The organism is Paenibacillus sp. CB74, from assembly GCF_055687625.1.
On the sequence record NZ_CM146009.1, the window covers coordinates 4,135,766 to 4,156,995 of the forward strand.

23 protein-coding genes are annotated in these 21,230 nt (G+C 44.5%); 5 read left to right on the forward strand and 18 right to left on the reverse strand.

Going from position 1 to position 21,230, the window contains the following annotated elements:
* Positions 1-109 precede the first annotated feature (109 nt).
* From ACX9NY_RS18375 to ACX9NY_RS18385, 3 genes are read left to right on the forward strand one after another with little or no spacing between them, the layout of a single operon-like run.
* Positions 110-1,240 (forward strand): GerAB/ArcD/ProY family transporter, encoded by a 1,131-nt coding sequence (locus tag ACX9NY_RS18375; RefSeq protein ID WP_339239947.1) that lies wholly within the window; start codon positions 110-112, stop codon positions 1,238-1,240.
* On the forward strand, positions 1,203-2,711 hold the full coding sequence (locus ACX9NY_RS18380) for a spore germination protein (RefSeq protein WP_339259111.1): 1,509 nt from the start codon (positions 1,203-1,205) through the stop codon (positions 2,709-2,711). The genes ACX9NY_RS18375 and ACX9NY_RS18380 overlap by 38 nt, the downstream gene beginning before the upstream one ends.
* Positions 2,708-3,871 (forward strand): Ger(x)C family spore germination protein, encoded by a 1,164-nt coding sequence (locus ACX9NY_RS18385; protein WP_472474236.1) that lies wholly within the window; start codon positions 2,708-2,710, stop codon positions 3,869-3,871. The genes ACX9NY_RS18380 and ACX9NY_RS18385 overlap by 4 nt, the downstream gene beginning before the upstream one ends.
* Positions 3,872-4,079: 208 nt before the next feature.
* On the opposite strand, the gene ACX9NY_RS18390 is transcribed toward ACX9NY_RS18385, so the two are convergent.
* From ACX9NY_RS18390 to ACX9NY_RS18400, 3 genes are read right to left on the reverse strand one after another with little or no spacing between them, the layout of a single operon-like run.
* Positions 4,080-4,442 carry a hypothetical protein gene (locus tag ACX9NY_RS18390; RefSeq protein WP_472474238.1) on the reverse strand — a complete coding sequence of 121 codons (363 nt, stop codon included), beginning with the start codon at positions 4,440-4,442 and terminating at the stop codon, positions 4,080-4,082.
* A gap of 33 nt (positions 4,443-4,475) precedes the next feature.
* Positions 4,476-4,766 carry a hypothetical protein gene (locus ACX9NY_RS18395; protein WP_472474240.1) on the reverse strand — a complete coding sequence of 97 codons (291 nt, stop codon included), beginning with the start codon at positions 4,764-4,766 and terminating at the stop codon, positions 4,476-4,478.
* A 35-nt stretch (positions 4,767-4,801) separates the two neighbouring features.
* Positions 4,802-6,244 carry a lipase family protein gene (locus ACX9NY_RS18400; protein WP_472474242.1) on the reverse strand — a complete coding sequence of 481 codons (1,443 nt, stop codon included), beginning with the start codon at positions 6,242-6,244 and terminating at the stop codon, positions 4,802-4,804.
* A 146-nt stretch (positions 6,245-6,390) separates the two neighbouring features.
* Between ACX9NY_RS18400 and ACX9NY_RS18405 the strand changes: the two genes are divergently transcribed.
* Both ACX9NY_RS18405 and ACX9NY_RS18410 read left to right on the forward strand, forming a co-directional pair.
* Positions 6,391-6,669, forward strand: a complete 279-nt coding sequence (locus tag ACX9NY_RS18405) for a hypothetical protein (RefSeq protein WP_338591354.1) — start codon at positions 6,391-6,393, stop codon at positions 6,667-6,669.
* Between the two features lie 356 nt (positions 6,670-7,025).
* Positions 7,026-7,559 (forward strand): hypothetical protein, encoded by a 534-nt coding sequence (locus ACX9NY_RS18410; protein ID WP_339239937.1) that lies wholly within the window; start codon positions 7,026-7,028, stop codon positions 7,557-7,559.
* 150 nt (positions 7,560-7,709) lie between these two features.
* Here ACX9NY_RS18410 and ACX9NY_RS18415 read toward each other — a convergent pair whose 3' ends face one another.
* From ACX9NY_RS18415 to ACX9NY_RS18485, 15 genes are all read right to left on the reverse strand, one after another.
* Entirely contained in the window at positions 7,710-7,988 is a 279-nt protein-coding gene (locus ACX9NY_RS18415) for a hypothetical protein (protein WP_472474245.1), read from the reverse strand.
* Positions 7,989-8,024: 36 nt separating this feature from the next.
* Positions 8,025-8,306, reverse strand: a complete 282-nt coding sequence (locus ACX9NY_RS18420; protein ID WP_339259101.1) for a hypothetical protein — start codon at positions 8,304-8,306, stop codon at positions 8,025-8,027.
* A gap of 265 nt (positions 8,307-8,571) precedes the next feature.
* Entirely contained in the window at positions 8,572-9,141 is a 570-nt protein-coding gene (locus tag ACX9NY_RS18425; RefSeq protein ID WP_472474247.1) for a hypothetical protein, read from the reverse strand.
* A 402-nt stretch (positions 9,142-9,543) separates the two neighbouring features.
* Positions 9,544-10,647, reverse strand: coding sequence for a toxic anion resistance protein (locus ACX9NY_RS18430; protein ID WP_339259098.1), 1,104 nt, complete (start codon positions 10,645-10,647; stop codon positions 9,544-9,546).
* 14 nt (positions 10,648-10,661) lie between these two features.
* Complete coding sequence (locus tag ACX9NY_RS18435; protein ID WP_472474249.1) at positions 10,662-11,393, reverse strand: hypothetical protein; 732 nt, start codon at positions 11,391-11,393, stop codon at positions 10,662-10,664.
* Positions 11,394-11,546: 153 nt separating this feature from the next.
* Positions 11,547-12,587, reverse strand: a complete 1,041-nt coding sequence (locus ACX9NY_RS18440; RefSeq protein ID WP_472474251.1) for an ATP-grasp domain-containing protein — start codon at positions 12,585-12,587, stop codon at positions 11,547-11,549.
* On the reverse strand, positions 12,584-13,411 hold the full coding sequence (locus tag ACX9NY_RS18445) for an HAD family hydrolase (RefSeq protein WP_472474253.1): 828 nt from the start codon (positions 13,409-13,411) through the stop codon (positions 12,584-12,586). The genes ACX9NY_RS18440 and ACX9NY_RS18445 overlap by 4 nt, the downstream gene beginning before the upstream one ends.
* A complete protein-coding gene (locus ACX9NY_RS18450; RefSeq protein ID WP_472474255.1) occupies positions 13,408-14,559 on the reverse strand; it encodes a cysteine protease StiP family protein in 1,152 nt (383 codons plus the stop codon). The genes ACX9NY_RS18445 and ACX9NY_RS18450 overlap by 4 nt, the downstream gene beginning before the upstream one ends.
* Positions 14,560-14,569: 10 nt before the next feature.
* Positions 14,570-15,970, reverse strand: coding sequence for a phosphoribosyltransferase family protein (locus ACX9NY_RS18455; protein ID WP_472474257.1), 1,401 nt, complete (start codon positions 15,968-15,970; stop codon positions 14,570-14,572).
* On the reverse strand, positions 15,906-17,102 hold the full coding sequence (locus ACX9NY_RS18460) for an HpcH/HpaI aldolase/citrate lyase family protein (RefSeq protein ID WP_472474258.1): 1,197 nt from the start codon (positions 17,100-17,102) through the stop codon (positions 15,906-15,908). Before ACX9NY_RS18460 ends, ACX9NY_RS18455 begins: the two co-directional genes overlap by 65 nt.
* Positions 17,103-17,240: 138 nt before the next feature.
* Positions 17,241-17,978, reverse strand: coding sequence for a TerC family protein (locus ACX9NY_RS18465; RefSeq protein ID WP_339259088.1), 738 nt, complete (start codon positions 17,976-17,978; stop codon positions 17,241-17,243).
* A 29-nt stretch (positions 17,979-18,007) separates the two neighbouring features.
* Complete coding sequence (locus ACX9NY_RS18470) at positions 18,008-19,267, reverse strand: TerD family protein (protein ID WP_339259086.1); 1,260 nt, start codon at positions 19,265-19,267, stop codon at positions 18,008-18,010.
* 21 nt (positions 19,268-19,288) lie between these two features.
* Positions 19,289-19,870, reverse strand: coding sequence for a TerD family protein (locus ACX9NY_RS18475; protein ID WP_264934654.1), 582 nt, complete (start codon positions 19,868-19,870; stop codon positions 19,289-19,291).
* 113 nt (positions 19,871-19,983) lie between these two features.
* On the reverse strand, positions 19,984-20,559 hold the full coding sequence (locus ACX9NY_RS18480; protein ID WP_090917591.1) for a TerD family protein: 576 nt from the start codon (positions 20,557-20,559) through the stop codon (positions 19,984-19,986).
* Between the two features lie 61 nt (positions 20,560-20,620).
* Positions 20,621-21,214 (reverse strand): TerD family protein, encoded by a 594-nt coding sequence (locus ACX9NY_RS18485; RefSeq protein ID WP_339259079.1) that lies wholly within the window; start codon positions 21,212-21,214, stop codon positions 20,621-20,623.
* Positions 21,215-21,230 lie beyond the last annotated feature (16 nt).

Sequence of the window (21,230 nt, forward strand, 5' to 3'; positions counted from 1 at the left end):
AGTCCGTCCATCTCGTTTGCAGCTTTTTGTGAAAAAATCTGAAAAAGGAATCAATTTCCCATATGCTGTGCAACCTAACGGAAACTACCTTGAGCGGACGGTGAATGCCATGAGCCAGGAAAAAGGTCAAATTACGATCTGGCTATCCTTTTCCATCATTTTATTAAGTGCCGGACTGGTCTGTCACGTCTTGTCCATTCCTGCAATTCTTGAAGAGGCTGGTCGGGACGGCTGGTTGTCAGTTGTTGTAGCTGCACCGCTCTTCATGTTGTTTCTATGCATGATGTTCATCGTTATTCGGCGCGTGCGTGGACAGCGGTTGACCGATTGGATCACCCGAGAGTTTGGCATTATTCCATCGTGGATTTTTCGCATAACCGCTGCAATTTTGCTGCTTGCGTTAGGGACACATACTTTATATGAAACAACGAACTGGACGGTATCTACCTATCTACCGTTCACACCCACCTATGTGTTAGCCGGAGTCGGTGTACTCGTTGCAGCATGGTCAGCAGCTAAAGGAATCCGTTCTATTGCCATGACTTCGAGCATCCTTCTGCCACTAGTTATTCTGCTTGGCTACTTCGTCATGTCTGCCAATATGAAGTATAAAGATTATGGTCAGTTATTCCCCATGATGGAACACGGCTTCGCTCCGATTATGCGAGGTATGATCTATTCTCTTGCCGGACTAATGGAGATTTGGATTCTAATGTTATTCCAGCATGAGATCAAAAGCAAACTGCGCTGGTGGCATGTCCTGTTACTTGGAATTTTCATGATCAGTATGGCCATTGGACCTACCATGGGAGCCATTGTGGAATTTGGACCGGAAGAGGCTGCCAAACAGCGAAACAGTCCCTATGAACAATGGAAACTTGTGAATATCGGCAAGTTGTTTCAGCACGTGGATTTTCTCTCCATATACCAATGGCTGAGCGGTTCATTCGCCCGAGTAGCCATCTCGATATATCTTATCGTGGACCTGCTGGATATCCGCAGACCGAAGAAGCGATATATCACCATTCTCTGTATCTCATTCGTTATGTGCGCTTTTGCCATCCAGTGGTGGCGCATTGATTATGTGGATTATTATGTGGACCATATCCAGTTTCCCGTCATGCTCGCTTATGTGGCAATCGTTACTGTCCTGTTAACGCTGGCCGCTCTCATTCACAAAAAGGACAAGGAGGTTGCTCAACATGTCGAATCCACCCAAAACAACACCAACAAAACCTGAACCGAATACACCTTTCCATATGACCGAACACAATCTGACAACCTTTTTTGCCGGGTCTGATGATGTCATCATCGATAAACATATATTTGGCGATTCGCAGATGAAGCTGATTATGTGCTATTGCAGCGGTATGGTCGATACTCAAGCCATCTATGATATCATTCTGCCAGATTTGAAAAGGACCTATGAATCAACTCATTTTGTTCGCATTTCTGACATCGAAAAAAACATCAGTCTCCAGTGGAGCACTGTTGATCTGAATGATCCGGCGTATGGGACTGAACTCATGTCCCTACGTGTATTTGAAGGACATATTCTCATCTGCCTCCCCTCTCTTCAAGCCATGTGGAGCCTAGACATTTCCAACATACCTACACGGACACCGGAAGAATCCACGACAGAAGTATCCATCCGTGGAGCGAGGGACGGTTTTATCGAACCTCTTGCAGTGAATGTCGCTTTGATTCGTACCAGACTCCGTACCAACCAATTAGCCTGCAATATCGAACTTATTGGCTCACGGTCGGCCACCAAGGTAGCATTGATGTATATCAAGAACATTGCCAATCCGGAATTAATTGATGAAGTCAAGCATCGTCTTCGCACAATCCAAACAGAGCGTATCATGACGGCCAATGAACTTGAAGAGTTGTTATCACCTGCCAAGATCACCTTATTTCCGTTAACTCACTATACCGGCAGGCCAGACTTTGCAGCAGAATGCTTGCTCAATGGTCGCTTCATTCTTATTGTAGATGGTAATCCCAGTGCAATCATCGGACCCGTTAATCTGTTTCTGTTGCTCAAATCACCAGAGGATGCCAGCTTTCCTTTTTTACCTGTCAATGTAGGTCGCATGTTGAGGTTTATCGGTCTGTTGGTCACCATATTTTTGCCCGGATTTTATATTGCGTTAACTTCTTTTCATATGGATCAGATTCCTTTTCCACTCGTAGCAACAATATCTGTTGGACGGATGGGGTTGCCTATGGAATCGGGCATAGAAATGTTTCTAATCATGTTGCTGATGGAATTGTTCCGGGAAGCCGGGGTTCGTTTGCCAAGCGCCATCGGTCAGACCTTAACGGTCGTGGGTGGCTTGATTATCGGGGACTCGGCCATCCGTGCCGGTATGGTATCCCCGTTGATGATTGTCGTCATTGCAGTAACGGTGGTTGCTGGAGCAACCATTGTCAATCAAGTCATGACAAGTTCCATCCTGATTCTGCGTTTTCTATGTTTTGTCTTAGGGGTAACACTGGGCATCTATGGGTTCATTCTGTCAATGATTTTGTTTCTCATCTACCTGACTGATCTCAAGTCATTTGGCATCCCCTATCTGACGCCTTTAACCCCACTGAGTTTCAAACAAGCCCTCTCATCTTTATTCAAAATGCCAACAGGCATTGGCAAACGCAGACCTGTCTATTTGGAGACGCAGAAACCGCGCAAGGAAGGTAATGAACGATGAACAGACTGTTGCGTCGCTGTGTGCTAGGATTGTTGAGTCTTTCCCTGGTCATCATGACGACCGGATGCTGGAGTGCATATGAAATTCAGCAGGTAGACTATGCAAAGGCGATCGGTATCGATTTCAAAGACGGTATGTATCACATTTATGTACAGACACTGGATTTTTCGAGTATAGCCAAGAGTGAGAGCTCCAGCAAAACTGCGGAAGCACCTCCGATCTGGGTTGGTCATGCTGAAGGGAAGACAATGAGTCTCGCGATGAACGAATTATGGCGTGCCTCACAATTACACATTGCCTGGGGACATGTGACCGCGATTGTACTTGCAGACGGAGTGTTGAATAACAAACACATCAAGGATGTGTTCGACATGCTCGGGCGCTTCCCCGAGGCCCGTTATACCACCTGGGTATATGGTACACGTGAACCTTTACTGGATATTTTGAGCACAGCATCCATCTACAATCTTTCACCGCTGGATAGCATCCTCCACAATCCTTTGCCCAGTTACATGGAAAATTCTTTATTTGCACCCGTACTCAGCTTCGAATTGATTGCAACGCACAATGATCCAGCAACTACGACGTATCTACCAGTCATTTCTTTGAATAAGGAACTCTGGCTCCAAAATAAAAAAGAACATGATCTGTTCCTGATCGAAGGAGCCTTTTTCGAGAGGACGGGAAAGAATTTTGAGTTCATGTCACACAATGATCTACCGGGTTACCACTGGCTGGTCAAAGGCATGCGCCGAGCACCCTTGCTGATCCAGAAGGACAATGTCATCTACGGTGCTCTCAGTGTTGGTCTGCCTACCATTAAAATTAAACCGATTATCCACGGAGATCACGTCACATTCTCTATTGATGCCAAATATCTAACAGCATTATATGAATATCTGGTTCCCATGCCATACGATGAAATGACCCGGGTAAGTGAAGATAAACTAAAAGAACAGATTATGGAAACGTATCGCCATGGCTTGGAACGAGGAGTTGATGTATTCGGCCTGCAAGAAAAACTGTACCGCAAAGACCCGAAATTGTGGCACAAGTTATCCGGTGACGGAGAAAAATTAATTCTATCCGAGGATTCTATTGAGGAACTCAATATACACCTTACGATCCCATATACAGGAAAATATAAGAGAAAAGTATAGAACCAAGCCATCCCGCTTATCATGAGGAACAACACAGGAGGATGGCTTATTTTTTTAGGTTATAATTCACCTCCTACTCTTCATTATCAAGAGATGAGTAGATAATATATCCTTCGTCGTTCAGACCTTTTATGTCCCATATCATCTCCTCGATCAGTTGCTGGATTACCGCAGGAGTCAGACCGTTCATAGCGAGGTCTTGTAACTTTCATTTCTTATAATAATCCATGACCCGCAACCGCGTAGTCAGGACCAACGTCTGAGGGATGAGCACAAAGACAATGTACATAAGTACAATTAACCATAGATGTGCGGCAAAATTCTCAGCACCGAATGATGGTTTCGGACGCTCAATCCAATACCACCAACACGGGATGGCAATAAACCATGTCAAGCCCGTAGAAAGGAACATATCTTTCACATCACTCCATAGAAAGCAGAACACCGCGACGAACAAAATAGGACCTGTCCAAGTATCCAGTATCGGTCCCCAGCTCTGGAAGACAAAGATAATGGCAGGATACAGAAGATTGATGGTCCAGCGACAGATCAAATTGTTATAGATAAACATTATTCCTCCCAGCTCGAAAAATAAGGACGATTACTAAAGGTTCCGAGCTTCGCGTCGATCTTCGCGGTCGGCCTCTTCCATCTTCCTTATATATTGTTTTAATTGTTCTTTGTGTGCTTCTAGCTCTGCTAGTTTGGATGTAGTTCCTTCAAGAAACGCTGACATTTTTGCAGACAACTGTACAGCAGATTCTCCCTTCCAATCTTGCAGTCTTCCATATATGTTTCGCATCTGCTGCTCCTGTTGAATCAAGCGTTGCTGTAACTGTTCACACTGCTGGATCGCTCTTCTCAAATCTGACAGAGAGACAGATATTCTCCCCATATGTACACCTCCTGTAGTTCATTGCAGCTAAACTATTATCGATCTGCCAGAACAAAATCCTGTCTTTTCCGTTCGATATAATCTGCGATCTCTGTAATGGATTCTTGGTACCACCGATTAATCCGCTCCAACGTTGCCGTAGCATCATAGGCAATGGGTGTAAAGGACTGACTCTCACTTGTTGATATATGTGCTTGGAACATCTGGATTGAAGAGCGGGCATCATTGGCAAAGCCATGCAGACTTTCCCGCATCTGTCTGGAAGCATGTCCAAGCTCCTCAGTTGTTAGTTGAATAGTGCTCCCATGTCGGTCGCCAACATAGTATGCTGAGTTCTGTCTATTCATAGCGTCTGGACTGATTCCTAGTACTGTTGCCGCAAGTTGGCCGAACCCTCCCATAGCTGAACCATGCTTCTCAACCAGCATATTCATCGCTTCCTTAAACTCTTCTCTTGCCTTCATCATCTCTGAATAATTTTCTACTCTAGGCTGACCATCCACACGTTGCCCATCTATCGTATACAATGTATTACTTATGTTCCCTTTCTCATCGAATGTAAAATGATCCATACTATGTGTTCTCTGACCGACTAGCATGGAATCCAAAAACTTGGATAATACACTCTGTTCTCCGGATATAGACGGGACACGAATAAATTCAAACGACCACTTGTTACCGAACAATCTTTGTTCCCACCACGTCTCGCGAGGTATCGGTAAGAACATGGGGATTGTCTCGTAACGATTAGCATCTTCAAAAGTAGAATTGATATAATAAGTAGCACCAACATGCTGCTCGGCATTCTTCACACCAGAACCCACAGAATCCCCTGGATGGACATAGGCCACATTCGTTTTCAGATAATCTCCGTTCCGAACCTTCTCTTGCAAATCATCAGGAAGTAAATGTACGATACTTGGCGGATTATAACTCGCTGATGATACTCCATTACGAATCGCAACATATTCGGCTTGAGCACCTCCCAACGAGTGTCCAGTGGTTGAGATATCAGCTTCCGGGTACTCCTCCTTTACTTTATCAAAGAGGTTCAGTGCCTGAATAAATTGATTATTCTGATACCTAGATTCAGCTTCAATAAAAGGCATTTGTTGATGCAGAGGCAGCGCCGCAATCTCTTCCTTATACTGCTCCATATAATTGTGAGTTTCCTCCAAATTCTTGGTTCGATTACCTACAACATCATTTAAATCAGTCTCCCAATCTGTTAGTACACTCCATTTGGGACGATCAGGGGGTTCAGTTCCCCGATAACCAATAATAACTTGATTATTATCCTCATTGTAAAACACAGTAGCATCAAATCCAGAACCATTTGTATCATGAAGCATGGCCCCCTTCGGTTCAACTATTGTCCAACCTGGAAGATTTTCATTCTTATATCCGGAAGATGGTAAATCTCGTTTGTATACCTCATCAGCAATGGTCCAATAGGTCTTATCATTTATGTATGTCATGATACCCCACCTTGTCTATTACATTAATTTGTATTAAAGTGTGCTTAGAGTTTATTTCCATAAAAGGAGAATTAACGCTTATGCGAATAAAACCTGCAGCTCTGACCTTACTTATTTTTCTATTCTTATTAGGAGGATGTTCAAGTATGTCTACCTCAGATAAGCAAAGTATTGTTGAAACAGCTACACCAATAAGTGTTGAGTACATAAAGAAATACTATAATGCGGACTTTATTGTAACGAGTCACGATATTGATGATCCTTCCATCCATTCACGTCTATATCTATACGGTCATATAACGGGACATGAGGATGAACGTATCACCGTTTCCTATAACTACGACTCACAGGAGGTTATCAGTGTAGAAGGACCAGGTTGGTTTATCGACAGTCGAAATCCAAAAAAGGAAGTACCTTCTTCCTGAGAAAAAACTGCAAAGTGATACACCAATTTTTATATTTCATTAGGAATGGCCTGGACAAAACGTCCAGGTCTCTTTTTTTTCAGTTGTTAGGTGTAGTTTATTTGTAACAATTTACCTGTATTTATATCCATTCATTATAAATCAATATCTATATACCCGAAAACAGATGCCTGCAAAAATAAGCAGAAAGTCTGTAATTTCGTTTGAATAGCTAAATAAATTTGAATTCATCTAGGCCGTTTTGACCAGATAAACCAGTGATATGCTTAATTATGGGAAAGAAATGAAGCGAGTAAGCATCATTTTGGATATAATTGCTCATACTACCTTCAGGAAATTATCGAAGGAGTGACAGTATGAGATTAAAAAGTATGATTGCTGTTGGAGCTGTGTTAACTTGCTCAACTTTGTTATGGGGATGTGGCAATGGCACTGCGAATAATGCTTCCCAGCAGCAGAATGACACCGTCCGATCGGAGAGTTGGAGCGATCCCAAACGACTGGAAGCTTCCCATCTCGAAGCACTTGAGCGTATGGAGAAAGATCATATCCACCGGATGGTTTCGCTTAGTGCAAGCACAGATGGAGACAAAGTAATGACCGTGCTTGATCGGTCGAGCCAGAAGCTGGAGGAGATGAGACCACTCGCCGAAATGCTCCAGCATGAAGGACATCCCGCTTTATTACAGCGAATTCAGGACATGTCAGGTGATATTCAAGGTTCCAAATCGGTCATTGCCGAGATGAAGAAATTGCCTCAGGATGGCAAGATTAAGATTCAATCCGAGAATTCCGATTCCTTGCATCACATCAGCAGCTTCCGCGATTACCACCAGTACATTCAGGGGAACGTACAATCTTTGAACAAGAATACTCATGATTTACACTAAACAGTATTGGTTCTGTTTACCCGAGTGACTCATCCTTGTAAAAAAGCAAGGCTCTTTTATGAGATTAGTTACACTTCTTTATATGCAAAAGGTTAGACTGTGACGAGTAGTCCTGACCAACTCCCCTCACGGTCTAACCTCACTTCTCTACTACTCACTCGCACCCAGATACGTCAGTAACCCCGCTAGCGTCGTCACAATAAAGATGTGAATCCATACGTTGGCCGCTCCATACGACATGTTGAAAAACCCCAAATAGCTAAAAGAATCACCTCCGAAACTACCCATTTGGAATATGAGTAGCATACACAGCAAGATACTGAACACGACCACGGTCAGCGCTCCAGCTTTCAACCTTCTATCCTCATCCATTCGAAAAATCAACAAAACACCAAATACGAGCGCAATCAAAAACACAATAAATAACATACGGAATTGATCTCTCCTTATCTCTCTAGTTGTCTGCTACTCTACCCATAGAGATACCCAAATGAACATCGTAAATAACAAGACGGGCGCAAGCGCACCTGTGGCTAAGATAATCCATAGTGTTGCGGGCTTTATGCTTTGGCAGTATGCATCGATCTTACGCATTCGATCTTTGCGCCACTTGGCGACTCTGAGCTGTCTGATCATCCGATTCAGAACGGTTTGTCGATGCTCGCCCTCTTCGAATTCTTCGATCGCACGCCGTAACTCCTCGTATAATTGAGCCTCTTCCTGCCTTGCTACTGTAGGTGTAATCATCTGATCCTTCCTCCCATGAGCACATTATTGAGATACAGCCCCTCTCCTAATCAAACCTCACTAACACGCCTATATATTTGTATTTCCCGCCTAAATATGCCACTACATTACTTAAATAACACATTACAGACCTGCAAGGTTTGACGTTTTCACAAAAAAATGAACAAACCAAAAAGCCCGGTATAGCCCGGACTTGGATTAATACACACTTCATTGTTATTATTGTGGATGGTTGATCTTTCACCACTATATCGGAGTCATAACTCTACCATCTTTTGTTATTGTAATCTCCCATATGATTATCGTTGATATTCCCCAGCCTATCGAATGTATCCTTGTATATTCGAATAATCGATTGAACCTTGCTAAAATCAGGATCTTCGGGTCCGATGCCTTCCATGAACATTTTTTGAATGATCTCTTGAAAAAAATCCACTCTTGCATGGATCTGCTGCTGTTCTTGCTGAAGTATCTCTTCAAAACTATGATTTTCTATGTAACTCATGAGACCATCATCACCCTGATATGAACGATCATCGATTCGAGGATTTACTTCGAATTGTTCCGGATCGTCAGGCTGAAGATTTACGGTAGTTCGCAAATGAGATAGCATGATCTTTTCTTTTGCAAGCATCACGTGAAAATCCTTGTTCTTCAGCAAGTCCGCAACAATTAGGCTACACATATCCCGATTCTCGATTAGAATGCCATCAAATGGATGCAATGTCCAATGTCCATTGGACCAAAACAGATTAAAATTAAATAACTGACTGCCGTATTTGTACTGAATGTTAATTTTGGTCTCGTCAATAATTTCGAATGAAAATTCCAGCATGTTAAGTAATCTCCTTCACACACTTCCAAAGTTTACCTTCATTCTATCAAACGCTCCATAAAAAATACAGAAGTTTAACGGTCATTCAACTCCGCAATCGACTCAGCCTTCTCGCTACTTGCAACAACGATTAATACACAGGCAATACCGGCAATAATGAGAGATAGCATACCCCTGGCCCCTTTCATTATGAAGCTGCAACATATATACATATGGTATGCAATAGAATGCAGTATATGCCCAGTATTCCCGCTTGAAAAATTGAATAAACCTGCATTGATCTCGACCTTAAGGATTTCTATGAATTCAAACTATAGACGCAAAAAAGAGACGCACCAGCGCCTCTCTACTTCAATCCTATGAAAAAAATATGAAACTCAAACATAGAAACCAAATGTAAAACTAATCCAAATAAGAGCTTAACGAGTTGGCATCGGGTTGGTTTTTAGATTGAATATTCCCCGCCTTGGGAGCCTCCAGCCCCAACCTTTCACTCATGCCTGCATTGAGCGCAGTCATCTTGGCTGTATAGTCATTACAGCTCTCGATAATGCGGCGATTGGACTGCTCAGACAGATCGAGAGCAGACATCAGATCTCCGATGGCCTGGTTCACCGATTCCATGGACATGGCCGGTTTGGCTAACAAATCATTGGTCTTTTCTGTCGTTGTACGCAGTAATCTGGCATTTTCCTTGAACTGTTCTTCAATTGTTTTATTAGTTGCTTCCACAGCGGAAATGACCTTCTCCTGATCATTCAAAGCCATGGCAATCATGGCAGATACCGTAATCAGATTGGCTGTCTTATCAATGGCATTGTTCACGGAATCAATAAGTTTATCATTATTATCATTAATAATATCCGTAGCTGCAATAGCTTGATTATACAGCATGATCATTTCGGTCATGGATTGAGTGCGGGTAACCACCTTACGCAATCCACGCTCCAAGTGAGCCTTGCGGCTCTCATTCTCAGGCTTGGCAATCTCTGCCTCGAACAGATCCTTCAACTGATTACCAAAAGCAATTTTGGTTTGCAGGTTATAAATCTCCTGAATGGAAGACCGCTTTAACTGACGCATACTCACAATGCTCTCTTCCAGATTGTCCTTCCCATCCCGTAAACCATTAATAATACTATCAATATTGGTTCGCACAGACTGGTAACGGTAGACATAGTTCTTCAGTGGACTTTTGCGCAGTAACCGCCCTACAAAACTAACGTTTTTGCTCTGCTGTAAACTTTCACACTCATCTCTCAGCTTCAAGATCATCGTGGACACTTCAGCCCGATTGCCGGACATGAGATCATTCACAGGTCGATCCAGCATTTTCAGCGTTTGTCCCGCTTTTTCCTGTGTCTTCACACCCAGCTTGCCGATATCATCCATTAATAAATCCAGTTGAACAGCATCGGTTTGCGATACCTTTTGAATTAATTGGGTTGCCTCCTGATTAATCCGCTGCTGGTCATCCTGTTTTAATTGAATATATTCCGTTGCCATACCAACCATCCCTCCTATAATTCGGAGCTATTATACCTTTGATGAATAAGCTCTGCTTTGTTCTGAAGCTCCAATAGATCTTTATGTTCGATTGTAGATACAATCTCTGAAATCTTGGAATCGACATCCTTCAGGCCATTTAACAACATTCTGCGATTGGTTCGCTTGGCTTCTCCACTCAAACGAAGAAAAGGGTTAATAAAACCATTTAAATCTTTCAAAATCAATCTGCGCATCGTATGGTTAATATCCCCGTTGTTTAACTCTTTCAGTGCCGGAATGACTCGCTGCAATCTGGCAAAAAGGGCTAATGACTTCTCCACAATTTCATTGTCCAGTTCATTTTTTTGGCCCTCAGAGATCACCATATCTTCCAAAACTTCGAGATATTCAATGACTGGACCAAAAATAGGATCTGATTCTTCTTGTTGTGGCGAACGTCCTGCTTCCGATCGTCCAGAGGTTTCTGCACGTTCAGTGGTCGGACTGACCTCCTGGTTAGCAGATCGATTACCCACAGCTTGTTCCCCTGCTCCGCCGTTCATTTCAACAACTCTTCTGCGATCGGGGTCAGAACCAGATGTCTCAATGATTGGCCCACGGGGCCTTGAAGGAATTATACCTCCGGCCATTGTCGCCAAAGCCGGGATTGCCCATGATACAAATTCAGGAACAAAGGGACTGCTTACAGCCGCAAGGCCATATCCAATCAGCGCACCCAGCCCGATTTTTGTTATGCGTAACATCGTTTATCCTCCTGCCTGTAACAACACATGATATACAATGAACAAATGAAGACTGCACTTGATCACTTGATTCCTGTGTAATTATCAAGATCATCTTCATAATCGTATTGTAAGAAAACCAGTCAGAAGGTGTCAATGTTTGGAAACTAATCTCTAATGGCTTCTAACTTTCTGCGTATCCATAATTAATGGTTGTTCCACATGACTTCCCAATATACCGTATTGCGGAGAAAGGGGGCCGACTTCATAACCCAGAGCCAGCTTCACAGCCAGATATGGGAAATTGATTCCCGAAAGGCAGGACACATGTAATCCCCCGGACATTCTTGGATTAATCTCCAGAAGTTTCGGAGTCTCTTTACGATATTTCATCTGGATGTTGAAGTTATATGGAATGCGATAAGCAGCAGCAACATCACTTGCAATTTTTAATAGTTCAGCATGCTCTTCAAGCCTTCTTAGTCGTCCACCTGCTTTGCAGCGAGGCATAGCCGCGAGCAGATTCCCCTCACTGTCAGCCAAACAATCTATACTGTATTCATAACCTTCGAGACGTTCCATGACCATAATGTTTGGAAAGGACTCCACAGTAGAAAAGGCACGGAAAGCATCTTCAAAAGAGATACGGTTCTGAGTGTGCCCAAACAACTCTTCCAATGGATTACGACTATTGTCGATCACCCGGAATCCCATGCCGCCTTCACCATTACATGGTTTGAAACACACCTCATGTCCAGCGTTGGAAAGTGCATCATAGGCCTGTTTGAATTGGGAGGCATTGCTGACAGTGAAGTAATCCGGAATATTCATGATTCCCAGTTCACGTACAGATTCATAGAAACGGTCTTTCTCCATCAATTGTTCCAACAACTCTGTATCCTTGCAAACCAGAACCTTGGTGCCGATCTCTTCGAAAAGATGAGCATTCTTACTGATATCCAGCATATGGAGACGTGGGATAAATATATGGATCTGATGTCTACGACAAAAATCAAGACAGAAATCAACATACTCTTTCCCCGTAACCTTTGGTTCCAACTCCGCATGATCACATCCCTGGAGTGCCATGTTATTCGGATCGGAATGCGTGCCGTAGATCTCGAACTGCAAACCATCTTCGTTGTTTCGAATCAGATTCATATAGTGATACGCCACCGAGAACCAACGATTAAAATAAATACGGGTCTTGTTCATGAGACAGCATCTCCTATCGCAACATGGTGTGTAGAGCGGACATATTCCAATATCTCATCGGCGGCAAATATACCGGATTGTTCGGTGAACTGGTAAGGGATCACATCGGGGTTCCGCTGTTTCTCCCGGTAAAGTTCGCCATGCCGTGGAGCAATAGCATAATCTGCGAAATCGAGTAAACAACGATCCAGTAAAGAGTCCCCAGAGGCTATAACAGGAACATGTCCGATCTGCTGTCGAACATGTTCTACCGCAGCGCTCTTGTTCACTCCAGAAGGAACAAGGTACAGCTTGCGCCCTTGGATGGAAGCCTCCCATCCCAACGCTCCCAACGCCTGAATCTTCTCTGTAACTTGCTCTAACGGCATACGGTCACGATGAATGACAAAGGCATAGAACAACTCATCACATAGTCGCTCCCCTGCAACCCAGTCGCTGTTCAGCACATCACCAAACATCTGTCTTACCTCATCTGCCGTAGCCGAATGCTGTTGAAGCTGAGAACGAACATATTCGTTCCAGGCCAGGTCCACTTCACCGTTAATTAGAATATTTCCACCATTACTCGTTATCGCATAAGCCGGAATGACATCCTGCTGAAAAATCCGAATACGCTGGTACTGCTCCACTGTCCGTGTAGTCACAGGGATAAATATAATATCTTCGGGGAGAGTCTTGAGACGATGCAACGCCTCCGCTGACATATAGGCTGATAATTCACCACGAATCCATTCGGCTGGGACGAGTCCTGGGGCATCCTCGGAAACGCCCATCGAACGCCGGGAATAGATCAGGGTCTGATCCAGATCACTTGCATAAATCATTCGCCGCCCCCCTTTACCGATTGAATAATACCGCAGCATGAATAGCTCAATCCAGGGAACACTTCAACCGGGACACCCCGGTCTTGTGCGAGCAGCATAATATGTCTCAGATTAGGATTGTTCGGACGATCAATCAGGATCTTCCAAGGTACACGGCGCAATAGTACCCGCGTCGTCTCTCCGATCCCTGGCTTGATCAGATTCACATCACCGATACCGAATGCCTGTTGAATGGATTGGATATCCTGCATTCCCTGCCAGGTCACTTCGGGGGGATGAGCAAGTGCTTCATCCGCTTGAAGGGATGCCTCCTGTTCAACTTTGGCAAAGTAATCAGATACCTTGTCCACAAACACGTTGGACAGATCGGATGAAGCCCACTCTTTGTACCACTTGGCTCCATGGAAGTCTTCCGGTCCGATGAGGTCATCCCGCAGTACGGTACGGCTCATTAGGCCGGATACGGTTGAGTTCAGACAAGCGCTTGGGATCAGGTAATCTTCTCGGGTTCCATAGGTAGCCGAGCATTGCCCGGGATCGGCCAACACGGCAAGATCATCATCCAATCGGATGCCATACCGTTCATTCAGGCTTTCACAAGCTTCCACCAGCACCTTGCGAATGGCTCCCTTGCCTGTCCAGCCATCAATGAATTGAATAGGTGCATGGAGTCCATGCTGCTGCCAAATATATAGAATGGCGTTCTCATCAATCCCTTTTCCACGAATAATGGAAATACTGTAATGAGGCATATCCACATTGTATTTCATGGAAATATAACGTTTGACCAAAATGCCAATTGGCGTTCCGGCACGAGCGAGCGAGACCAGAACGGTATCCAGTCCCCTCTTGCGCACGATCATCTCTGCTACGACGGCGGCAGCCATAGCGACCTTCTCTGCAGATTGCGCCAATGTATCATGGAACAACTCAATATATTCATCCGTAGGGTGATACTCCACGGGCAGCATTTCCGAATAATGCACACCCGACTGAATGGCTTGTTCACGCTCTCCGGTCTCTTTTTCCAACTGAATATTACTTAAATCCTTCAACAGAAATACAACGTCAGACGGGTCATAACTGCCTAGTGGGTCAGGTGATTTAACTTTGTGCTTCAGCACACTCTCAATTGTAGGTAAGTTCATAGCTGTCTTCTCAGCCCTCCTGTGGAACACCGCAGTACACCACGTATATTTGCTTACATCCGAGTTGGGACAATACATCCAGCATAGGCTGCATTCGTTCTTCAGACATATGTCTTTCCATCAAAACAAAAATCTCATCATATTGCCCAGGTAATACATTGTATATATAATTGCGAACAGTCGGATCTTCTGGCGAAGCATATCCTTCACCTGCAACAACTGCATATCCTGGACGATTCACCGTATGGATTGGGCTCCGAGTCGTGGACTGATACATCACCCCGTCACCCATCTCAGCGGCAACTCGCATCGGAATATGCATAAACTCCCCTGTACCCATCACAAGGGTATGCCGGCCCTTCCTTTTTTCTCGCAACAGGGCTGCGATCCTGGAGATACCTGAGTCCAGACCAGCATTATGACTTGAATGAATGCCGAATCGGCCTGTGTACCGAAGATAAGGAGCCGACCAGCGATTTCCCTTCGAATCCGCAGATACAGCGCGCCATGGCTCCAGTTCACCGGCAACAGATATAACATGTATCAACGATGCGGATTCAGTACCCGTCTTCTCTCCAGAAGCATCGATAGATGGTTCTCCCATCACCTGAATTTTCCCTTTTAACAAGCATAGTGGAGTGATCGTTATTCCAAGTTCATGTTCCAGTGCTGTGAATTTCTGCTCATCTGCATCAGTCCGCCAATCCAGCAAAGACGCAATATAATATTGTTTGCGCGGATAGGTGCGCTGGATATCCCGAATAATGTTCAATGTGGTATTGCCCGTTGTGATCTCATCATCCACAAGAACAAGAGGTCCACCCTCTGCGAGTGATTCGGAGTCCAGAGCGTAACAGCGATGAGACATCGCATGAGAATGCTCCTCCTCGAATTGAATATCCGGCTCGATTTCAGGCAGGTACTCTCTTGTGGAATGAATATACGTTGCACGATCAGCGAACAGCTCGTACATGCTGTGTCCCAGAGCGGTAGCTGTCTCGGCAAAACCGACAAATCTCACGTCTTCAGGCAAAGTCATCTGAACTTTCATTAAAGACTCATAAGCCTCACGAGCTTGATCCGGATCAATTAATCCGCGGACCATGCATTGTTTCCACGCTGCAATTCGTTTGTCTTCTCCTTGACTTAAATCTTCATACAGCAGAACCGCCAGAGCCGCTCCGCTGAGCAGTGAAGTATACGGATTGACGGCAATATGCTTGCCAAGCAATTTACTGACAAAGAGAAATGATCGTTTTTTATTCAAACGAGCCGCCATGGAGAACAGATACTCCAATGGAATTTCCAATGGATTATGTGTGGTCTCAATCGTGACATGGAATTGATCAAGAATAGGAAACGTATGTTTGTTCATGTTTGGGCAAGAGCCCGACATAATGCTGCTGTTCATGTAACACCCCATATATTTGTGATCGGATTAAAATTCGTTTCGCCCAACTCAAGTGTGGTTTAATCTCGTTCATCTTGTTGGTATACGTGCTTTTGAAAACACCCATGCTTCCGTCATTACGGCCTACAATGCCCTGTGCGTCCATGAATTCTTCATGCGTTACGACATACATCGCCTGAACGGGCTTGATCTGTGTTGGATGAATGATCGTTTTTCCGACAATGCCATTCTCCTTATCCATCATGACCTCACGCATGAGTCCATCCATAGAGTTAGAGATGTATTTCATTCTCAGGTTCTTGCCCGGTTTACCTAGTGATTCTTCGAATGGCGTCTGTCTTAATTGGGGCTTGAATACACGCTCCCGCTGGCTAAAATACTCCCATACCGGCCCGGATATTACATAACCGTTGTCTGCGCGTCCATATAGATTGATGATATCGGATATGCAATCACGTATGGTTGCAATATCATATATCGTGAGTTCGGGACTTCGTCTCAGACCAAACAAGCTTGAGAAATCCGTTGCACCAATTCGGATGTTCAGGATATAGGGAGCATACTCGTCCACAATCTGTTTCACTTGGATCAATGTATCCCAGCGTGTTTCCCGATAGATCACACCCGCTGTCTCCAAAATAGGCATAGCGTACAGGAGTGGATGAGTACTGTCTTTCTGCTGATTATATTCGTGAACAAGCTGCAGATAAGCCCTTCCATTCGTACAGTCAAACTTGGGAAGTGCCACACCTGTTAACAAGGTCATTCGCTCACCTAACACCTCAAAAAGATGTTCCAGCTGCTCCGGGGACCTCGTCCGGACAAAAAGCAAAGGCAATTGATTGGGCGATAACTTTCCCGTCTCCAGGTGCCCTGCTAGAAATGTAAGCTGCTGCGCCAAACATTGCTCCGCAAATTCTACTTGCTCGTCACCTACTGCATCTTCCAGGTCAATGATGGTGGTCGTGAGTCCTTCATGCTTACCGTTCATAATATCGTCCGCAATATGCGGACGGGTGGCTGGCATGTACAAAGCAGCCCCAACAGCATATGCCAGTATTTCTTTGGAGGTTCGATGACTAAACGATACGGGTGAAGAAAAAAATAGCGCTTCTTCCTCCTCAGAGTTCAAAAAATTAAAATATTTCAGGTTATTCTCCTCCTTGCATCTTCTGACTTCAAGTCAGTCTGCATGATGAAATGAATGCTGTCGGGGTATAAAAACCAATCCCTCCAAGAAGCGGAGGGATTGAGGGCAGAGTTACATTTTTTAAGAGGTCTGACCTTTGTTTTCCTTTTTTCTTCTTGCCGAACCGAGGAGAATCGCTCCAGCAAATACAGCGACCAATAACGAGAAGAAGATCACGTTAGAGATATGGAAACCAAAAGCACTCAACATCATTTTCACTGAAATAATAGCAATAAGGATAAATGCCGCTTTTTCCAGTTCAGGAAACTTGTCAATAAGTTTAAGGAAGATCTGCGCAACACCACGCATCATGAGTACTCCGATGATACCTCCGAGGAAAAGTACCCAAATCTGCTCACTAATACCAAACGCCGCAATAACACTGTCAATACTGAAAGCAATATCCATCAGTTCGACCATGAGTACGGTTTTCCAGAATGAATATTGCTTGCCTTCCTGATTCTCGTCTTCCTGAGACTTGAATAGTCCTTTGTAGGCAATGTATAACAGGTATAATGCTCCAAGCACTTTGATCAAGGTGATCTTCACGAGGAATGTCCCCAGCCCAATCGCAATAAACCTGAAAATATAAGCTCCTAAGATACCATAGAATAATGCTCGCTTCTGCTGTTCCTTGGGCAGATGCTTAACCATAACAGCCAGTACCAGCGCGTTATCCGCAGACAGAAGCCCCTCCAGCAAGATCAAGCTACCAATAATCCCCCAGCTTACAGGGTCAGATAGTGTGGCTACAATCTCGGTCCAAGAGAAGAAATGGCCGTAGTTCTCACTAATGCTTTTAAAGAAATCACTAAACATGAAAAGGCAGCCTCCGCTAACTCAAATTGTTATTTACTGCCGGCAGTCCAGCGCATTCCCCACCCATGGGCTTCATCCAGGGCGCGGTGTCCATTGTAGAACTGGACAATTCTTTCAATACTGAACGTCTCATCATTCACGTTGCGGAACATGGCAATACCACACATTCCCAAGGAACTTCCATGTTCATTCATGCGGACGATAATATCAGGACCGTCTTTCTGGTTAATCGTTACGACTCCATCAGCCTGTGACCAGTTTTTGACACCTTCATAAATGTAAGTGAACACGAGGATACGCTTGATATGAGCAACACGTTCACCATTAATACGAAGATTCTCTCCAGTCCTCACTGACCCTGTCCGGTCATCCCCGTCCAGAGCTATGTACGGATATCGGTTAAGGGACCCGAATGATTCTCCAAGAGCCTGTATGACCCCTTTACTGCCATCCATCATTTCATAAAGGCAACCGAGATCCAGATCCACACTCTTGTTTCGCCCGAACAGCCCTCGGTTGGTCTGTTGATTCCAGTTGAGATTGATTAAAATCTCTCCGAGTCCTCCTGCATTTTTCTTCAGGTTAATCGTATCGCCTTTTTTCTTCAGCTCAATCTTGTTCAGATTCAGTTCAATCTTGGGTTGAGGCGGTTGAGCTGGCGGAGCCGGAGGCTTCGGCGCTGGGGGCTGAGGTACGGGCGGCTGAGGTACAGGAGGAGCAGATTGTGAAGATGAAGCATTATCCTCGACGCTCACGCCAAAATTGCCACACAATGCATTTAGTCCCCCGGCAAAACCGGAGCCAATCGCATTAAACTTCCATTCTCCGTTATGTCGATATAACTCGCCAATGACGATCGCCGTTTCCACGGTAAATCCACTAGCCAGATCATATCTCAATGCTTCCTGTCCGTTACTGGCATTCCCAAAGCGAATATAGGTATTCTGAACCTGACCAAAGCTTTGGTTTCTGGACTCACCTTCATAGATGGTCAGACTGAACGCAATTTTCTCAATACGGGCAGGAATTTTGCTCAGATCAATATCAAATTGCTTTTTGTCCGATTGCTGCGGTGTATCCTTGTACGTAATAAATGCCGTTGTCGGCTGGTTATAGAAGATAAAATCTTCATCACCGGATACTTTACCACCAGCCCCGAGAAGGAATGCAGATGTATCAAGTTCAAGCGCTGAAGGAGAATCCCAACCAATACCAATTGTAAGACGTGAAAGTCCCGGATTGGTTTTGGTCAGGTCCGTTTTTTGCCCTTTGACGACAGTTACAGCCATAACAGATTCACCTTTCTTCTCCTATTTGGCATCTAATCCGTAGTTCTCGCAGAGTGCAGCAAGTCCACCGGCGAAACCACTACCGATTGCCTGGAACTTCCAGTCCGAACCTGAGCGGTAAAATTCACAGAAAACAACAGCCGTTTCCGTCGAGAAGTCTTCTCCCAGATCATAACGCAGAACTTCACGTTCGTTGGACGCATCTACGACGCGAACAAAAGCGTTGGACACCTGTCCAAAATTTTGTGCACGTGCTTCATAATCATAGATCGTTACGGTAATACCGATCCGGGTAATATTCGCAGGAACTTTGCTGAAGTCGACGATAATCTGCTCATCATCGCCTTCTCCCTCACCTGTACGGTTATCTCCCGTGTGAGTTAGTGACCCGGCACCGCCCGTTGGATTGTTGTAAAATACAAAATCGTCCGTTCCTTTGGCTTTACCGTCTTCATGAAGCAAAAATGCTGAAGCATCCAAGTCAAAATCGACTCCGCCGCTATATTTATTGGTATCCCATCCAAGGCCCACCACAACTTTTGTCAAACCAGGGTTTGTTTTGGTCAGATCAATACGTTGTCCTTTAGCCAAACTAATTGTCATATATTCGTCCACCTTTCTTCATGAGAGATGCCTACAGTAATGAAAAGGAAAACCGTCTAATCGACGGCTTCCCTGTCTTGTATAAGGTCAAAAATGGATATATTCACTGGAGCCTATTGCAAACCATAATCCCGTGTAAGGCCAACCAGACCATCCTGATAACCGCTACCAATCGCGCTGAATTTCCACTCACCGCTATGACGGTACAACTCTCCAACCACAACACCTGTTTCAATGGAGAAATCTTCACCAAGGTCGAAACGGATCAATTCCTCCGAATTTGCTTCGTTTACGATACGTACATATGCGCGGGATACCTGTCCAAAATTCTGGCTGCGCTCCTGTGCTTCATAGATGGTAATGGTGAATGCAATTTTCTCGACATCTGCCGGAACGTTAGGCAGGTCGATTTTCACTTGCTCATCATCGCCATCCCCTTCACCCGTACGGTTGTCACCCGTATGAACAACGGAACCATTTTCATTTTGCGGATTATTAAAGAAAATAAAATTCTTTTCTCCGTTAACCTTACCGTCAGCATTCGCACAGAACACGGATACATCCAGGTCAAAATCCTTGCCGCCATCATACTTATTGGTATCCCAACCCAAACCTACAGTGATTTTGGCCAATCCCGGATTTGTTTTGGTTAAGTCGATCTTCTGACCTTTGGATAGATTGATAGCCATTCGATTCATCTCCGCTTCACGATATAATTAGATGCAAAATTGCATTATGCGTAATCATTTACTACGTATAACGACGAGCAAGCTCATCGATATGTACCGCATGAGCACCTTCACCGATTGCAGAGAATTTCCACTCTGCACCATGTCGATACATTTCGCCACAGATGAGGGCTGTCATGCCTGAATAACTATCGGATAGGTTAAACTTGACCAGCTCTTGAGAGTTTTTCCCATCCAAAATGCGGATATATGCACGCTCAATCATGCCAAAATCCTGTTTGCGATTCACACAATCATAGATGTTTACAACGATAAGAATTCTATGAACATCGGCAGGTACGGAGGAGAGGTTGATTCTGATTTGCTCATCGTCTCCTTCACCCTCGCCCGTTAGATTATCTCCTGAATGAACTACAGATCTACACAAACTTTGCTTGTTATGGAAACAGACCAGATTGGTTTCCTTCGTTAGACGACCATGCTCATCCAACAGCAATGCCGAAGCATCACAATCGATATTCGCCTGCTTCTTTCTTCCGAAGAATCCCTTGGAGGCTACTGGGTCCCAACCCAAACCGGCGATGACTTGAGTTAATCCTGCTTTGCCCTTGGTTAGATCGATTTTCTGTCCCTTGACCAAATTAATACCAGCCACTGATATTCACCTCCTT

Coding starts and splice junctions, on each gene's coding strand:
- ACX9NY_RS18430 (WP_339259098.1), bottom strand. CDS start 10,647: ATGGCAACGGAATATATTCAATTAAAACAGGATGACCAGCAGCGGATT.
- ACX9NY_RS18375 (WP_339239947.1), top strand. CDS start 110: ATGAGCCAGGAAAAAGGTCAAATTACGATCTGGCTATCCTTTTCCATC.
- ACX9NY_RS18445 (WP_472474253.1), bottom strand. CDS start 13,411: ATGATTTATGCAAGTGATCTGGATCAGACCCTGATCTATTCCCGGCGT.
- ACX9NY_RS18470 (WP_339259086.1), bottom strand. CDS start 19,267: ATGGCTGTAACTGTCGTCAAAGGGCAAAAAACGGACCTGACCAAAACC.
- ACX9NY_RS18415 (WP_472474245.1), bottom strand. CDS start 7,988: ATGTTATTTATTGTGTTTTTGATTGCGCTCGTATTTGGTGTTTTGTTG.
- ACX9NY_RS18405 (WP_338591354.1), top strand. CDS start 6,391: ATGTCTACCTCAGATAAGCAAAGTATTGTTGAAACAGCTACACCAATA.
- ACX9NY_RS18425 (WP_472474247.1), bottom strand. CDS start 9,141: ATGCTGGAATTTTCATTCGAAATTATTGACGAGACCAAAATTAACATT.
- ACX9NY_RS18450 (WP_472474255.1), bottom strand. CDS start 14,559: ATGAACTTACCTACAATTGAGAGTGTGCTGAAGCACAAAGTTAAATCA.
- ACX9NY_RS18380 (WP_339259111.1), top strand. CDS start 1,203: ATGTCGAATCCACCCAAAACAACACCAACAAAACCTGAACCGAATACA.
- ACX9NY_RS18435 (WP_472474249.1), bottom strand. CDS start 11,393: ATGTTACGCATAACAAAAATCGGGCTGGGTGCGCTGATTGGATATGGC.
- ACX9NY_RS18390 (WP_472474238.1), bottom strand. CDS start 4,442: ATGTTTATCTATAACAATTTGATCTGTCGCTGGACCATCAATCTTCTG.
- ACX9NY_RS18410 (WP_339239937.1), top strand. CDS start 7,026: ATGAGATTAAAAAGTATGATTGCTGTTGGAGCTGTGTTAACTTGCTCA.
- ACX9NY_RS18440 (WP_472474251.1), bottom strand. CDS start 12,587: ATGAACAAGACCCGTATTTATTTTAATCGTTGGTTCTCGGTGGCGTAT.
- ACX9NY_RS18455 (WP_472474257.1), bottom strand. CDS start 15,970: ATGAACAGCAGCATTATGTCGGGCTCTTGCCCAAACATGAACAAACAT.
- ACX9NY_RS18385 (WP_472474236.1), top strand. CDS start 2,708: ATGAACAGACTGTTGCGTCGCTGTGTGCTAGGATTGTTGAGTCTTTCC.
- ACX9NY_RS18420 (WP_339259101.1), bottom strand. CDS start 8,306: ATGATTACACCTACAGTAGCAAGGCAGGAAGAGGCTCAATTATACGAG.
- ACX9NY_RS18400 (WP_472474242.1), bottom strand. CDS start 6,244: ATGACATACATAAATGATAAGACCTATTGGACCATTGCTGATGAGGTA.
- ACX9NY_RS18475 (WP_264934654.1), bottom strand. CDS start 19,870: ATGACAATTAGTTTGGCTAAAGGACAACGTATTGATCTGACCAAAACA.
- ACX9NY_RS18465 (WP_339259088.1), bottom strand. CDS start 17,978: ATGTTTAGTGATTTCTTTAAAAGCATTAGTGAGAACTACGGCCATTTC.
- ACX9NY_RS18395 (WP_472474240.1), bottom strand. CDS start 4,766: ATGGGGAGAATATCTGTCTCTCTGTCAGATTTGAGAAGAGCGATCCAG.
- ACX9NY_RS18480 (WP_090917591.1), bottom strand. CDS start 20,559: ATGGCTATCAATCTATCCAAAGGTCAGAAGATCGACTTAACCAAAACA.